Below are 15,098 nucleotides of genomic sequence, written 5' to 3'. Positions count from 1 at the left end.
AAAAAACCGTCGCGGCGCACACAGCGGCTGAGCGCGACGGCGCGAAACTCTACACCATCCCAGGCCGAATGATGCACCTGAGCGCTCAACGCGCTGTTTTTCGGCCCGGTTTCGTCGTGCGTTTTGTAGCGCCAGCGGTACGCTTTTTCTTCCAGGGTGCTTTGCCCTGCCCGCCCGGATGTGCCGGCCCGCTGATGGTCAGACGCAAACCGAGACAGCGCTGCACATGCTTGCTCATCCACGCCGATTGCTTGGCGACAAACTCCTCTAACGACATCTCGCCGCTTTGCACCATGTCCAGCGCCTGCTCCCAGATCGCCGTGGTGCCGGGATCGGCAATGGCACGCGGTACCGCATCGATTAGGCTGAACGCCGCCGGACTGGCCGCCAGGGCCTTGCCCTGCTTGGTCAGATAACCCCGATCCAGCAAGCCCTGGATGATCCCGGCGCGCGTCGCTTCGGTGCCGATGCCGGTGGTGTCTTTGAGTTTCTGCCTGAGCAAAGGATCATCCACCAGCTTGGCGACGTTTTTCATCGCCTTGATCAGGTCACCCTCTGTGAAAGGCTTCGGCGGCTGTGTCCACAGGTCCTTGAGCGTGACCTGGGTTACCGCGCAATCCAACCCTTCGGCCAGCGCCGGCAAGGTTTGCGGCTGCACCGCTTCGCGACCCTTGGCAGGCGCCAAGGCCTCGGGCAAGGCACGCTTCCAGCCCGGTTCGACAATCTGCTTGCCCACGGCGCGTAACGCCTGTCCCGCGCACTCGAAATCCGCCTGAGTGCGGTCGTATTCATGGTTGGGCAGAAACTGCGCCAGGTAACGCGCCCGGATCAAGGTATAGACCGCGCGCTGCCGGCCTTGCAGCCGCTCCAGACCCGCCGCGGCGGCCGTCGGAATAATGCCGTGGTGAGCGCTGACCCTGGCATCGTTCCAGGCCCTTGAGCGGCGCTGCGGCTGCAGATGCGCCTGCAACGCGGCCAACCCCGGATCGGCATGTCCCAGGGCTGCCAGAATCGCCGGCGCTTCGCCATGCTGGCTGAGCGGCAGGTAGCCGCAATCGCTGCGCGGGTAGGTAATCAGCTTGTGGGTTTCGTAGAGGGCCTGGGCAATATCCAGGGTTTCCTGGGCGCCGAGTCCCAGCTTCTTGGAGCAGACCTCCTGCAACGTGCCCAGATCGAACGGCAAGGGCGGCGCTTCGCGCACACGCTCAGTGCGCAGCTTCGTCACCCGGGCGTGAGCTGCCGTGCCCATCGCGTTCGCGGCATCCTGCGCCAGCGCCTGATTCAAGCAACGGCCCTGTTCATCGCAGGCATCGTCCGGCGCTCGCCACTGGGCGGTGAAGGCACACCCCTCTGCCAGCAACGCGACGTCGATCGCCCAGAACGGCACCGGTACAAAGTCCGCAATGCTGCGATCACGGTCCACCACCAACCGCAGCGTCGGCGTCTGTACTCGCCCCACCGGCAACACACCTTGATAACCAGACTGCCGACCCAGCAGCGTAAACAAGCGGCTCATGTTCATGCCGATCAACCAGTCGGCACGCGAACGCCCCAACGCGGCATGGTAAAGGTTGAAGGTCTCGGCACCCGGCTTGAGCGAGGCCAGCGCCTTGCGGATCGACGCCTCGTCCAGCGCCGACAGCCAGAGCCGCTGGATCGGCCCGCGATAACGGCAATGCTCCACCAGCTCGCGGGCAATCATCTCTCCTTCGCGGTCCGCATCCGTGGCAATCACCAGCTCACGCGCCTCGCCCAGCAAACGCTTGACCGCCTTGAACTGGCTAGCCGTCCTGGGCTTGACCTGCATTTTCCACTGCGCCGGGATGATCGGCAGATCAGCCAGCGCCCAGCGTTTGTAGCGCGCGTCATAGGCATCCGGCGGCGCGGTTTCCAGTAAATGGCCGATGCACCAGGTCACCGTGACATTGGCACCCAGCCAGCACCCGTCGCCACGGCGGCTGGCGCCGAGCACCTTGGCAATGTCCTTGGCCTGGGAAGGTTTTTCACACAAAAAAAGCCGCATAGCTGCCATCTGGATTGTTGCGATGGCCACAGGATGCGCAGAGGGACGCGTTGAGGCAAGGACTTTATCTGGATGGATGTACAGTCATACACCCTGCCGACGACTCTATTGCCACCCGCTGCCTGCGCCGCACCGACTGACAGAACATTGCAGCTTGCGTGACCGGCGAGGATCATGCGCCCACGTACCACACGCAGGCCCGCACCATGACCTCCGAATGCCGCTTCCTTGAAGACCTAATCCATCAAGACATCCCGTTGACCCGTGCCATGGACCTGACGGTCCGCAGTTGGGACGGCAATGAACTGCAACTGGCCATGCCCCTGGCCGCCAACAGCAACCACAAGGGCACCATGTTCGGGGGCAGCCTGTATAGCCTCAGCGTGCTCGCCGGCTGGGGCTGGCTGACGCTGCGCCTGCGAGAAAGCGACCTGGACGCGGGGCACATTGTCATTAAGGGTGGCCAAATTGAATACCCACTGCCGGTGGCCGAGGATTCAGTGGCCATCTGCGCCGCCCCCGCCGATGACGTCTGGGATAAGTTCGTCGCCCAGTACCGCCGCCGCGGCTTGGCTCGGCTGTACCTGGACATCCGCATTCCTGCCGCTGGTGGCGCCGACGCCGTGCGGCTACACGGCGAGTATGTACTGCAACGCGCAACTAGCGGCGAGTAAGCCGCTGCGCGTCCCCCTCTGGCTGGTTGGCGGGCGGAGCTTCCATCGGCAGCCCGCCGACTCTGACCTCGGGCAATCGCCCACCGCTGAATTCCACGCGGCGAATCGGAAAGGCAAAGCGCACGCCCATTTCCTTGAGCCCGTCGATCAGGCCCAGATTGATCTCCTGCTGGATATCCATGTACCGGTTGTAGTCGGCCGTCTGCATGATGTAGACCACCTCGTAAGTCATCCGGCTTTCATCGAAGGCAAGAAGATGGGCGCGATCAAATTTCACCTCATCCAGAGCGTCGATGATGCGCTTTACCAGTTGGCCAACCTGACGCGCCTTATCGCTCGACGTGTCGTAGGCGATGCCGAACGTGAAGACGATGCGGCGGGTATTCATGCGCTTATAGTTGTGCACGACTTGCCCGAGCAAATCAGCGTTCGAGCAGACCACTTGCTCGCCGCTCAACGCGCGAATGCGGGTGCTTTTCAGCCCGATGTGCTCAATGGTGCCGGACACCGACCCAAACACCACGAAATCGCCGATCTCGAAAGGCTTGTCGATACCGATGGACAACGAGGCGAACACATCGCTTAGCAGTGTCTGCACAGCCAATGCGATGGCGATGCCGCCCACACCAAGACTGGCCACCAGAGCGGTAATGTTGACGCCAAGATTGGCCAGGATGGACAGCAGCATCATGGTCCACACGACCAGGCGCACCATGATGCCGATGAGGGTGGTCGTCACCGGATTGCGCGCGGTGCCATCGCGCGTCAGGCTGTCCATCCACAGGCGCACGCCGACATCCGCCCAAAGCGCAATCTGAAACGCCAGGGCAATGAACCAGCCGTGGGACATCATGGCTTGCCAGCGCTCCGGCAGCTCCACCACTTTCAGGCCGATCAACAACGAGAAGGCGAACAGCAGCAAGTGGCTGGTACGCGCCAGCATCTGCGCCGCGATGGCCGTCAACCGGCCATTGGATTTCCCGGCACGCTCTTGCAGCCGCTTCGTGACAAAGGACAGTACAACGCGCAGCACCCCGTAACTGGTCAGCGTAACGGCCAGTACCAGGGCGACCCGAATCCACAAGGATTCGTCCAGCACTACATCCCAATTCATTATTTGAGCCTCTCCCGAAAAAACGCCAAATGCCGGCCTGCTCCGGCAACGGCCGGACGCGCAGGCACAGCTTTTCGGGTCCCCTCAGGTCGATAAGTTCAATAACCGGGAGGTCAAGACCGGCATAAGGTCCGCCGAGCGGTCGCACGCTCCGTGATGACCTCATCGCCCGAAACCCCTTTTCTAGACCGGTTCTTATGGCGTCTTCAGTCAGCATTAACGCGTTCGTTAATCGCACAAAAAGGCATTAACCGAATTGAATCCGCTCACTTGACCTCCCAGACTGCCCGCCCCGCAACGGCACCCTCGCAACGCGCAGGTTGGCCTGACCGAGGCGCGCCATGCTGAAACGCCGCAAGCAACACTAAAAATCTTATAACAGCCAACACCCTCCCCTCTGCAAACGCCTATCCGCAAGCGCGGCGGGGAGCTTTTCACCTTGAAAAAAGGAAGCAATAAGAATGAAAGCATCGCTTTACTTCATTCCCTGCACGCTTGCCATTGCCGTCATGGCCTCCAGCCTCTCGGTTGGCGTCCAGGCCGCAGGCTTCATCGAAGATGCCAAGGTCAACCTGGGCATGCGTAATTATTACTTCAACCGCAACTACCTCGAGCACCCTCGTACGGACCAAGACCGGGCCGAGGCGTGGACGCAGAGCTTCATCCTCGACGCCCGCTCGGGCTTCACCGAAGGCCCCGTCGGCTTCGGTATTGATGTGCTGGGTTTGTACGCAGTCAAACTCGACGGCGGTCGCGGCACCGCCAGCGGTAGCGATTTGCTGCCGATACAGGATGACGGCCGTGCTGCCGATGACTTCGGTCGCCTCGCAGTGGCCGCCAAGGCGAAGTTTTCCAATACAGAGCTGAAGGTTGGTGAGTGGGCTGCTGCACTGCCCGTGCTGTGGGCTGACGATGGTCGCTCCCTGACGCAAACATTCAAAGGTGGCCAGCTCACCTCCAGGGAGATCGATGGGCTAGGCCTGTACGGCGGCCGTTTCAACGGTAACAGCCAGCGCAACGACGCCAGCATGGAGCGCATGTCCTTCAACGGCATTTACAGCAGTGCCTTCGACTTTGCGGGTGGTGAGTACCGCTTCAACGACAACAACACCCTGGTCGGCGTCTGGCACGCTCGCCTGGAAGACATCTACAAGCAGAGTTACGTGCAACTGACCCACAGGCAACCGATCGGTGATTGGGTACTGGGCGCCAACCTTGGCTACGTTAACGGCAAGGATGAAGGTGCTGCCAAGGCGGGCGAACTGGACAACAAGGTCTACCAAGGCAGCTTCTCGGCCCAGACCGGCAACAACCGCTTCACCCTTGCCTACCAAAAGCTCAGCGGCGACACCAAGTTCATGCGTATCGATGGCTCCAGCGGCCGCACCCTGGTCAACGACAGCTTCACCAACGATTACGGCAACCCCAACGAGCGCTCCTGGCAGATTCGCCACGACTACAATTTCGCGGGCATGGGCATACCCGGCCTGACCCTGATGAACCGCTACATCAGCGGCGACAGCATCCATACCGCAGCAGGCCGCAAGGACGCTGAAGAGTGGGGCCGTGAATCCGAGCTGGCCTACACCCTCCAGGAAGGTGCGCTAAAACACCTCAGCGTACGCTGGCGTAACTCCAACGTGCGTCGCGATAGCGGTGTGGGCCCAGGCTTCGACCTGCATGAAAACCGTTTGATCGTTCACTACCCGCTGTCGATTTTGTAAGGCGGTCAGCGGTTCCTTGGCGTTTGATTCCTTTACGCAGGGTTGGCCCGTCTGCGCGACGGGCTTTTTCCTCACGGAAGACCACACCGTCAGGTGCTGATTGAGCAAAGGCGGTGCCGTACGGCCCGGCGTATGGGAAAACAAAACACCAGGCATAAAAAAACCCAGTCACCGCCAGGTGCCTGGGTTTTTTGGATTTTTCGGTCAGCAAAAGGCGCTCGAGCAATCACGGGGATAGCGGCCTTACCATGAGGAGCGCGACTGCGACCAGGATCGCAGCCGCCGTTACGTCGATGTCGAGGCCGTTGTCGCCGCCAGCTGGTCTTGGCGAACGCTGCGTCGTGCTTTGGCCTCGAAAAAAACGTCCAGCGCAGCTGGGAAACCGGGGCGTGCCACGCATTCGACAAACGCCTCCCGCTCGGCCTCCAACTGACGGTCGAGGGAGTTATCGAATGAAGTCCGCAGAAGCCGCTTGAGGTGCGCTAGCGCAAACGGGTCACGTGCCTGGAGGCGCTCCACCATGTTCCACGTTGCCTGCGTCAACTGCGCAGCGGGGACGACGCGAGTGAGCAAACCCAGCTTCAGTGCCTACTGAGCATCGAATTGTTCGCTGAGCATTGCGATCTCGATCGATTTGCGCACCCCTACCAGCCGCGGCAGCGCCCACGACGCGCCGCCGTCACAGGATGTCGCAATGTCGCTATAGGCGAAATTGAAGCGCGTGCCTTCGGCGGCTATCGCGAGATCCGCGACCATCATCAGACTGAGGCCGGCACCCGCAACCGCACCGTGCACGCTTGCCACAACCGGGAACGGCATGGCATCCAAGAGGCGGATGCTCTGGTGCAACGGCGTGAGTATGCGCTTGGCGGCATCGAGACCCTGCTTTCTCAGCTCGTGAAGGTCGCCCCCAGCCATGAATGCGCGCCCTTCACCACTCAGAAGCACGACACGGGCGTCAGGATCGTTCGTGACCTGCAGGCAGGCCTCTAACAGGGCTTCAGCCGTTTCGGCATTCAGTGCGTTGAGCACCTCGGGCCGCGCGAAGCGGATGTGGGCGACATGGCCATTACGCTCAAGCAAAACGGGAGAACGGGGCATGTTCCGGGTCACCGAACCAAGGAGGCCCTTTTGGGCCTCGGTTAAGACAGGTAGGAGCGGCCGCTCAGGGCAAACCGCCTGATCATTTCGGACGCAGATCAACCGTGACGATTTCGCGGCGCTCGGCCATGCTCGCCGGCACCTGGTCCTCGTCGGTGAAGAACTGCTCGTACCATTCGCGCAGCTGGTACACCGGGCCGTCGTTCTCGGCCAGGACCGGCTTGTCGATACGGATCTTGTTCTTCCAGATCACCACGTCCTGGTAGAACGAGTTGCGGTTGCCGGTGACGTATTGCTTGGCGACCTCGCGGGTCTGCTCCTCGGTCATGCCTTCCACTCGCTTGACCATGCAGCCGAAGCGCAGCACGAAGCTATTGGGCGAGATCGGCACGTGGCTGTTGAGCAGAATGGCATGCACCTCGACGCCGCCGAAGGTGGAGCTGAGGCGGGTGAAATGCGTCGCCGGGCCGTAATAGGCCGAGTCCGCAGACAGGCCGCCGCCCAGGCGCTCGGAGTCCCCGCGGAAGATCTGATGGCCGATATGGCCTTCGAAGATGTTGGTGAAATAGGTGGTCGGCGTGCCATGCACGGGCCCGAAGTGCTGCGCATCGGCCAGGTTGTCTACCAACTCGCGCGGGTTGGTCTCGATCACCATGGTGTCGATGTTCCACTCATGGATCCACTCGTCGCTGTCCATTTCCGGCAGATGAGGAATCACCACGCCTTCGCGCGGGGGCCTGCCTTCAGGATTGTTCCAGACGAACACCAGCCCGTTCTCGATACAGGTCAGCCAGCTGCGCGTCTTGGCTTTCGGCGGTATCCGCTTGCAATAGGGAATGTCGACGCACTTGCCACTGGCATCGTACTTCCAGTGGTGGAACGGACAGACGATGCGGTCGCCCTCCACGGTGCCATGGGAAAGGTCGGCCCCCATGTGCGGGCAGTAGGCATCAAGTACGTGGATATCGCCCTTGGTGTCGGCGAAAGCCACCAGGCGGGTGCCGAAGGCCTCCAAGGTGTGCGGTTTACCGTCACGGTATTCTTCAACCGCCCCCAAACAGTGCCATCCACGGGCATAGCGGTAGGGTTTGAGCGTGTCTTCGACACTGATTTCTACGAGTTTCGTCATCATTATTATCCTCTAATGAAACCCAGTGACTGTCAGGTACTGCTGGCCCGCATCTTCGAGCACAGCAGCTCGCCATTCATCCTCCGCATGGACTAGGCCAAAGGTCATAACGCCATACCGCTCAGTTGCACACGGAGGCGCAGGAAGCGACGTTCAGACGTATTGCACCGAGCGCCGAGAAGGCCGCTGGCAGCGCATCGACTGTTGGCGACTCCAAACTGAGCAACGCGGCATAGGGGAAATCGCTGCACCAGTAGGGCTGCAGCTCTTCCAGGCAAGCAGCCGAGCGTAAATGCAGCGGGATGTTCTGGAACGCTGCTGTCAACGCCTGGCGGTCGACCGTGCTGTGCGGGATCAGCCAGAGCTCGCGCTCAGCAAGCGGGCGCGGCGCAAGCGGCTCGCCACACAACAGAGATGCCTGCGCTGTTCGGGTACGTTCACGCTCGATGAACTTGCTTTCGTCCTCTGCCAGCGCCGGCCCAGCAGGCGTCGCCATGGCCGCCTCGATATCGAAGTCGTCCGGATAGGCGAACTCGCAGAGGCAATCGAACCCCACCGACACGGACGGATCCGCGTAGTTGCGGCGATACAGTTGCGGCGGAAAGAAACCAAGCGCCAGGGGCGCGTGCTGGTTTTCGTAATAGCGCCGAAAGGCTTCAGGAGTGAAATCCTCTCGGCGCCGGATCAGGCTCAGGTATTTCAAGGAACCTCCGGTACGCCGTCGCGGGGAGCGCCGACGCACGGTTCGTTACCGATGAAGTCGCGGCTGAGCGCCGCGACGGTTACTCATGCGTCAGTGCTGCGCTTACTGTCCTGCGCGCCGGGCCGCCTCGGGCCCGAAATCGCTGGGCGTGATGCCGCCCCGGTTCAGGTAGTAGCCGCGACGCTGCTCATTGATGAGGTTGAAGGCCAGGTAGGTTCCGGCATTCAGGTCGTGGTAGAGGCCAACCCCCGCCTGCCAGCCTTGCAGCTCCGGCAGATGAATGGTGTTGAGCATGGAGGTACGCCACAGCTCGCCACGGTTGTCGTAGTTGTCGCCCATCACCGGCATCCAGCTGTCTTCGTCAATGTAAAAGTCACGCTTGCCGTAGAGGTGACGGTAACCCGCCTTCAGCGTGGCCCGTATCACCCACACACGACGCAGCTCATAGCGCATCACGTCGGGATTGATGTGGTTGGGCGTGAGCATGTCGGCGTACTTCCATTCGTTAGAATGAATCTTGTAGTTGTTCGCCGGAATGTACATTTCCTTCTTGCCCAGGATTTCCCAGTCGTAGCGCTGACCCGAGCCATTGAAGATCCGCACCTCATCCACGGTGATGGAACCGCCGGTGCCGGGGAACGACATGTCGTAGCCGTAGCCCGGTGATTGGCGCACGCGGCGGGTGCCGGGGTCGTAGCGCCAGCTCTGGGAGGGATTGGCGACATAATCCCAACTGTGAATCCCGTTGTTCACTTCGCCTTTGTCGCGCTGCGGCAGGAGGGTCAGGTTGCTGTAGTAGGCCGACGCCTTCAGATCCTTGGTGTAGATCACCTTGCCCGGTTCGTTACCCGGCGCCGAGTTGCGCGAGTGCACCCGTCCCCAGTTGACCTTGCCGTCCTTCAGGACGTAGGCGTTGTCGGAGATGTAGTCCTCGGTCCAGGCGTAACGGCCGCCCATGGTCGCATTCATGCGTATTTCTTCGGCCGATTGCGGGATGGGGAACATCACCCCTCCGGCGCGCCCCTCAATGCCCTCGCCATTGTTCACCAGCTTGGCGATGCGCGCGTTCTCCAGCGTGGCGTCACACACGCCCTTGCTGTAGCTGAAGTCGCGGTGCGAAGGGTATACAGGCATTTTGAAGGTGTCTGGATACTGCTTGAACAGGGCCTTCTGGCCAGCGGATAGGCGCTCGGCATAGCGATCCATGTTCTGGACAGTGATCACGAACAGCGGCTTTTCGCCGGCGTAGGGATCTTGCGGGTGGCTGCTTGCCTCGGGGTCGATGCCATCCGGCGCCCCGAACCATTTGCCGCTGAATTCAGGAATGGACCCCTCCGCATTAGCCGCCTTGATGGCGCCGAAGCAGCTCAGCTCCGTACCAAGACGGGCAATCTGATCCGCCGGCAATTGTGCCAGCGCCAGGCCAGAATGGATTTGCAAGGCGAGTACGCTGGCGAGGCCCAGGCCCAATATCTTTTTACGTCGCATATTGTTCTCCTTATTGGTTCGACGGCAGTGCGCGGCACGGCTCGAATGACAGGAGGACCGGAAGGCTTCAACGCCTGGATTAAAAACACGTAGGCGGCGTAGCCCCGATCAGCCCCTGTAACTGCGTGTAGCAGTGCATCGAGTATCAACAGGGGCGTCGGAGCGCAGCATCGTCCGCACGGACTACGGAGGACGACGTGCAGGTCAGGCGGAGCGTCTGACCGAGGTCGCGAGTTGCGGACGCGGTACCGAACTTTCGTAAACGCTGGGTGAACTGCCCAAGGCCATGACACTGTTGAGCATGATCCGGACCAGTTCCGTCTGGCGTCGCACGCCGGTTTTGGAAAAGATCGAACGCAGGTGCGCGCGCGCCGTGTTGCGCCGGATATTCAGCTCTTCGGCCGCCTCCTCCAGCGACAGACCGTTGGCCAGCTCCAGCGCCAGGGCGGTCTCGGCGGGGGTCAGGTTGAACAGCTGTTTGGTTACCATGGTGTTGGCCAGGGATCTTCCAGCCGCATCGCGGATGTAGACCACCACAGCTGGCCGCGCCTTGCTGTCGGCGAGGTCCTGGGAGGGCACGCTCTCGACCACGACGCCGAAGTTCACCTGCCCCGACGGGCGCGAAATCGATACCGCAGCCGTAGCGCTCTCGCCCTCCACATTCTGTCCCGCGAAGGCTGCACGCAGCAGCCGCTGCAACTCTCGATTGTCGCTTGGATAGGTCGCCTCCAGACGGCCTCCGACCAGCTTGAGCCCGTCATTGCTTTCCAGGATCTCGCTGGCCACGGGATTGTACTCAAGCACCTTGCCATTTTCGTCGAGCACCAGGGTGGCCACGGAAAGGCGACTGATGGCCTGCGAGTACAACGTACCCAGCGACGCACTGCGATCGAGCTGCGAGTAAAAACGCATCGCTCTACGCAGATGCGGAACCAGCAGCTCGCATAGGAGGCGATCCGTCTCGCTGAAGGCGGGCGCGGACTTGGGTCGATTGATCCGAAAACGCAGCACACCGCCCTCAGACGTGGCGATATTCACGCCCAGCATGTGGAAGGTGCTATGGGGATGGCAGTACATCAGATAGTAGGTGGAGCTCGACCACTCGGCCAAGGTCATCAAGTCTTCGATCGTAAACACCACGTCCGGCTCGATGGCGTTGAACGGCGCGCCCTCGTTCTGATAGGTCAGGTACGTGACTGCGCAACTGGGATCATCTATGCCGTCCACCTCACCCGACACGATCATCGGCGCCATCACCGCATCCTCCGAGACGCGAAGAATCAGCGTGACGTAGTTGGCCTGGAACAAGTTGCGCATGAGGTTCATCGCACGCCCAAGGCTCAGCGAATCGAGTGCAGCGTCGTACATGCTGCTGATGATTTCATCGTACTGCTCAACCCCGATACCCGCCTGGGCCAGCAATTGTCTCTGCTGTGAATTCATGCTCGCTCACCTCGGCATTGGGGGCCTGCAGCCCCCTTGTTGTTATTATTTGCTTGCGGTCTGGGCAGACCTTGGTCATGCCCAGACCGCTGAACGGCAGTTCAGGCGCTAGGCCCTTACTCCGGAAGCCTCACTATAGAGCGGCTCTCCCGGGTTTCGAAAGAGGCCGCTGATAACACTGCACGGCTCGATCAGGCCTGGGCCTGGGCGAGCGGTGCCGCCGTCTTGCTGGGTTTGACCAGTGCCCTGCCCTGGTTGAACCAGGCCGCCAGCGCCGGCAGCACAAGGATTGCGCCGAACACGTTGACCAGGAACATGAAAGCCAGCAGCACCCCCATGTCCGCCTGGAACTTGAGCGGTGCGAATGCCCAGGTGCAGACGCCGATGGACATGGTCACTGCGGTGAATACCGCCGCTGTACCGCGTTGGCACATGGCCTCGTAGAACGCCGTTCGCAAATCCCGGCCCTCGGCCATTTCATGCTGGATGCGCTCGTAGAGGTAGATCCCATAGTCCACGCCGACGCCCACCCCAAGCGCCATCACCGGCAAGGTTGCCACTTTCAGACCGATACCGAGCATGGCCATGAGGGCATTGCAGAGGATGGCGACGATGCCCAGCGGCACCAGAATGCACAGAACGGCTCGCAGCGAACGGAAGGTCAGCAGGCAGAACAAAGCCACCGAGCAAAACAGTGCGGCGAGCATGATCACTTCGGCCCGCTTGACCGCCTCGTTGGACGCCGCCATCACCCCGACGTTGCCACCGGCAAGCTTGAAGCGCGCCTCGGGGATCGAGACGTCGGCGATGACCCGTTTCGCCTCATCGATGACATGGAAAATCGTCGCGCCCTCATGATCGGTCAGGAACACCAGGATCTGCTGGTGCTGGCAGCCTTCGCTGACCAGCCCGTGGTCCGGCGAATACGCCAGCGAGCCCTGCTGCAGGCCCCGCGAGGCGCCGGGAATGGCTGACCAGCGCGGGTTGCCCTCGTTGTTTCCGGCAATCACCGCCTTGGCCATGCTCGCCACGCTCTGCACAGACTGTACGCCGGTGACATTGCGCATCTCGAAATCGAACGCCTCGATGGCGCGCATCACCTTCGGATCGAGGCATGCTTCCTGCCCCCCGGGTGACTCGACAAACACTGCCAGCACGTCGAGGCCTATGGAATAGCTGCCAATGATCTTTTCGTTGTCCTGGTTGTAACGCGAATCGGCCCGCAGCTCCGGCGCGCCGGTGCCGATGTCGCCAACTTCCAGCTGACGCGCCTTGCTTACGCCAAAGCCGAGCAGCGCCACGCAGCAGGCGAACACGACGAGCGCCGGCCCCGGCAGCGCCAGCGCGGAGAGGCGCCACCACAGCGGATGCCGTCCGGCTGACGCCGGCCTGCTGCCCGAACGTGCGCTGCCTTCCAGGCTCAGGTGGGAAATGATGATGGGCAACATCATCTTGTTGGTGATGATCATCAGCATCACGCCGATGCAGGCAGTGATGCCCAGCTCGTGGACGATCGGAATGTCGATGAGCATGATCACGGCGAAGCCCAGCGCATTCATCAGCAACGCCAGGGCGCCGGGAATGAAGATCTTGCAGAACGCCGAGCGCGCCGCGCCAATCGAGTCGCAGCCCTGCAACACATCCTGCTTCCAGGCATTGGTCATCTGCACGGCGTGGGAAACACCGATAGAGAAGATCAGAAACGGCACGAGGATCGACATCGGGTCGATGCCCAGCCCCAGCAGCGGCAGCAGACCGAGCAGCCAGACCACCGGCAGCAGGGCCACGATCAGCGAAACCACCGTCAGCTTCAGCGACCGGGTGTAAAGCCAGAGCAGCACGGCGGTGATGACAAAGGCCACCACAAAGAAGCCGATCACCGTGCTCAGCCCCTCCATCACATCGCCCACCAGCTTGGCGAAACCCACAATGTTGATTTCGATGGTGTCGCTGGCGTAACGCTCCCGGATGGCTTCGAGCTCCTCGGCAATCGCCGCATAGGACACCGCCTCGCCGGTTCTCGTGTCGCTGTCCTGCAGGTCGGCGCGAACCAAGGCCGACTTGAGGTCGTTGGCAATCAGGCTGCCGATTTGCCCCGAACGGGCCGCGTTGCTGCGCACCTGCGCCAGATCCTCCGCCGACCCCGCGTAGTGTGGCGGCACCACCATATCACCCACGTAGCCTTCTTCGGTGACTTCGATATAGCGCACGTTCGGGGTGAACAGCGATGTCACACTGGGTCGGCTGACACCTGAGATGAAGAAGACGTCGTCAGTGACCTTTTGCAGCGTCTCGAGGAACTCCCGGTTATAGATGTCGCCCTCGCCTTTCCAGCGCACGCTCACCAGCACCCGGTTGGCACCGGTAAAAATGCGACTGTAGTCGAGGAAGTTCAGCATGTAGTCGTGGCTGACCGGAATCTGCTTGTTGAATGCAGGGTCCAGCCGAACCTGGGTCGCGCTGTAGCCCAAGCCAAGCGTGATCAGCACGAACAGCGCCAGCAGGCTCCTTCTCCACGCCATCAGCCCGTCGGCACAGCACTCTACCCAACGCTCGATTCTGCTCGGTTTATGGCTCATGGCATGCTCCTGTGTGTGCTGACCGCCAGGCGTTGCGCTTCAACGCCTTGAAAAACGCCACGTTCGCCTCCTACCAGCACCAGTCGTTGGTTCACTGCAACCGCCGAGGTCAGGGTGCCCAGGCCGCTGCGCTGGGTACTCTGCAGCAGGCGTCCATCGGCAGCCAAGTGCACCACGCTGCCGTCAGCACCCACCAGCATGACTCCCGCCGCATCGGGCAGCAGGACATGGCCATACAGCGCGTGGCTGTGACCGAGCTCGACCTGCGTCCAGCTCTCACCGAAATCATCGGTAAGGAACACCCGCCCACGCATGCCGTAGGTCACCCACCGCTCATCGCTCAGTCTCACTACCCCGAACAGTGAACCGTTGTAGAACGCCGGCAGGGTTTCCCAGGTGCGGCCGGCGTCTTCGCTGCGAAGCACCAACCCCTGCTCGCCCACCAGCATCTGCCGGCCGTTGCGGGCTCCCCCCATTCCATTGAGGTGCCAGCCGTCCGCTGTCATCTCGCGGGCCGCCCAGGTATTGCCCCCGTCAGCGGACTCGTAAAACTTGCCGAAGCTGCCCAACGCGAAGGCGTCCAGCCCGTTTGCGCTCCAGACGTCCAGTAGCGGTTCGCCCAGCTCGCCCCCGAAGGCGACCTCATGCCAGGTGGCGCCACCGTCTGCGGAGCGCAGCTTCCAGCCATCATGACCGACGGCCAGCAATACGTTTTCATCCAGCGCCGCGACGCCGGTCAAGGTTGCCGCGCGCTGTGTGGCCAGTGTCGCCTGCTGCCAAGAGCGTCCATGGTCCAGGCTGACCAGGATGGTGCCACGCTCGCCGACGGCGACCAGACGCTCGCCGTTGATCAACATGTCGTTGATATGCACGCGATCGGGATGAAGTTGAGTGGGTTCTAGCATCGCCGGGGCACGCGGGGCGAAGGCAAATGCAACGGTTGCCATGACCAGGCCGCTTAGGGCATAGGCAATCAATTGACGCCTGCCTGTCGATCGACGGCAGCCGGCAGTCTCGTAGGATGGCATTTCGCGTCCTCTTCAAACATTACCAATCAGCGAAATGAGTCCGAGGGGACGTTCAAGCCAAAGGGCAGCTGGATGGAATGGGCATTGAGGCT

Annotated in this window: 10 protein-coding genes and 1 pseudogene; 2 read left to right on the top strand and 9 right to left on the bottom strand. The window is 61.6% G+C overall.

The window, feature by feature from the left end; genetic code table 11:
• Positions 1-85: 85 nt before the first annotated feature.
• Positions 86-2,023 carry a DNA topoisomerase III gene (locus ACTV8E_RS19345; RefSeq protein ID WP_443200528.1) on the bottom strand — a complete coding sequence of 646 codons (1,938 nt, stop codon included), beginning with the start codon at positions 2,021-2,023 and terminating at the stop codon, positions 86-88.
• Between the two features lie 206 nt (positions 2,024-2,229).
• On the opposite strand from ACTV8E_RS19345, the gene ACTV8E_RS19340 reads away from it, so the two are divergent.
• Positions 2,230-2,697 (top strand): YiiD C-terminal domain-containing protein, encoded by a 468-nt coding sequence (locus tag ACTV8E_RS19340; protein WP_251837543.1) that lies wholly within the window; start codon positions 2,230-2,232, stop codon positions 2,695-2,697.
• Here ACTV8E_RS19340 and ACTV8E_RS19335 read toward each other — a convergent pair.
• The gene (locus tag ACTV8E_RS19335) at positions 2,684-3,811 is read right to left on the bottom strand and encodes a mechanosensitive ion channel family protein (RefSeq protein ID WP_273538125.1); all 1,128 of its coding nucleotides are present in this window, start codon (positions 3,809-3,811) and stop codon (positions 2,684-2,686) included. The two genes, ACTV8E_RS19340 and ACTV8E_RS19335, sit on opposite strands and share 14 nt — an antisense overlap.
• Before the next feature lie 461 nt (positions 3,812-4,272).
• On the opposite strand from ACTV8E_RS19335, the gene ACTV8E_RS19330 reads away from it, so the two are divergent.
• The gene (locus ACTV8E_RS19330; protein WP_443200527.1) at positions 4,273-5,535 is read left to right on the top strand and encodes an OprD family porin; all 1,263 of its coding nucleotides are present in this window, start codon (positions 4,273-4,275) and stop codon (positions 5,533-5,535) included.
• A gap of 285 nt (positions 5,536-5,820) precedes the next feature.
• On the opposite strand, the pseudogene ACTV8E_RS19325 reads toward ACTV8E_RS19330, so the two are convergent.
• The 7 genes and pseudogenes from ACTV8E_RS19325 to ACTV8E_RS19295 form a co-directional block, all read right to left on the bottom strand.
• Positions 5,821-6,636, bottom strand: a pseudogene (locus ACTV8E_RS19325) (enoyl-CoA hydratase/isomerase family protein).
• 82 nt (positions 6,637-6,718) lie between these two features.
• On the bottom strand, positions 6,719-7,765 hold the full coding sequence (locus tag ACTV8E_RS19320; RefSeq protein WP_251837540.1) for a Rieske 2Fe-2S domain-containing protein: 1,047 nt from the start codon (positions 7,763-7,765) through the stop codon (positions 6,719-6,721).
• A gap of 121 nt (positions 7,766-7,886) precedes the next feature.
• Entirely contained in the window at positions 7,887-8,468 is a 582-nt protein-coding gene (locus ACTV8E_RS19315; RefSeq protein WP_251837539.1) for an EthD domain-containing protein, read from the bottom strand.
• Positions 8,469-8,570: 102 nt separating this feature from the next.
• Positions 8,571-9,956: a DUF1329 domain-containing protein gene (locus tag ACTV8E_RS19310; RefSeq protein WP_251837538.1), complete on the bottom strand. Its 1,386-nt coding sequence runs from the start codon at positions 9,954-9,956 to the stop codon at positions 8,571-8,573.
• 204 nt (positions 9,957-10,160) lie between these two features.
• Positions 10,161-11,399: a helix-turn-helix transcriptional regulator gene (locus ACTV8E_RS19305; protein WP_443200526.1), complete on the bottom strand. Its 1,239-nt coding sequence runs from the start codon at positions 11,397-11,399 to the stop codon at positions 10,161-10,163.
• Positions 11,400-11,590: 191 nt separating this feature from the next.
• On the bottom strand, positions 11,591-13,978 hold the full coding sequence (locus ACTV8E_RS19300; protein ID WP_443200525.1) for an efflux RND transporter permease subunit: 2,388 nt from the start codon (positions 13,976-13,978) through the stop codon (positions 11,591-11,593).
• Entirely contained in the window at positions 13,975-14,925 is a 951-nt protein-coding gene (locus ACTV8E_RS19295) for a WD40/YVTN/BNR-like repeat-containing protein (protein ID WP_443200524.1), read from the bottom strand. Before ACTV8E_RS19295 ends, ACTV8E_RS19300 begins: the two co-directional genes overlap by 4 nt.
• Positions 14,926-15,098: the final 173 nt, after the last annotated feature.

This window comes from Pseudomonas sp. B392_1p (genome assembly GCF_052245235.1).
GTDB lineage: Bacteria > Pseudomonadota > Gammaproteobacteria > Pseudomonadales > Pseudomonadaceae > Serpens > Serpens gallinarum.
Note: the sequence above shows the minus strand (reverse complement) of the source record. Positions and strands in the feature narration are given on the sequence as shown.

What these genes read in the sequence shown, in the direction of transcription:
- ACTV8E_RS19330 (WP_443200527.1), top strand. Translation starts at nt 4,273, where the DNA reads ATGAAAGCATCGCTTTACTTCATTCCCTGCACGCTTGCCATTGCCGTC.
- ACTV8E_RS19340 (WP_251837543.1), top strand. Translation starts at nt 2,230, where the DNA reads ATGACCTCCGAATGCCGCTTCCTTGAAGACCTAATCCATCAAGACATC.
- ACTV8E_RS19320 (WP_251837540.1), bottom strand. Translation starts at nt 7,765, where the DNA reads ATGACGAAACTCGTAGAAATCAGTGTCGAAGACACGCTCAAACCCTAC.
- ACTV8E_RS19310 (WP_251837538.1), bottom strand. Translation starts at nt 9,956, where the DNA reads ATGCGACGTAAAAAGATATTGGGCCTGGGCCTCGCCAGCGTACTCGCC.
- ACTV8E_RS19295 (WP_443200524.1), bottom strand. Translation starts at nt 14,925, where the DNA reads ATGGCAACCGTTGCATTTGCCTTCGCCCCGCGTGCCCCGGCGATGCTA.
- ACTV8E_RS19300 (WP_443200525.1), bottom strand. Translation starts at nt 13,978, where the DNA reads ATGAGCCATAAACCGAGCAGAATCGAGCGTTGGGTAGAGTGCTGTGCC.
- ACTV8E_RS19335 (WP_273538125.1), bottom strand. Translation starts at nt 3,811, where the DNA reads ATGAATTGGGATGTAGTGCTGGACGAATCCTTGTGGATTCGGGTCGCC.
- ACTV8E_RS19305 (WP_443200526.1), bottom strand. Translation starts at nt 11,399, where the DNA reads ATGAATTCACAGCAGAGACAATTGCTGGCCCAGGCGGGTATCGGGGTT.
- ACTV8E_RS19345 (WP_443200528.1), bottom strand. Translation starts at nt 2,023, where the DNA reads ATGCGGCTTTTTTTGTGTGAAAAACCTTCCCAGGCCAAGGACATTGCC.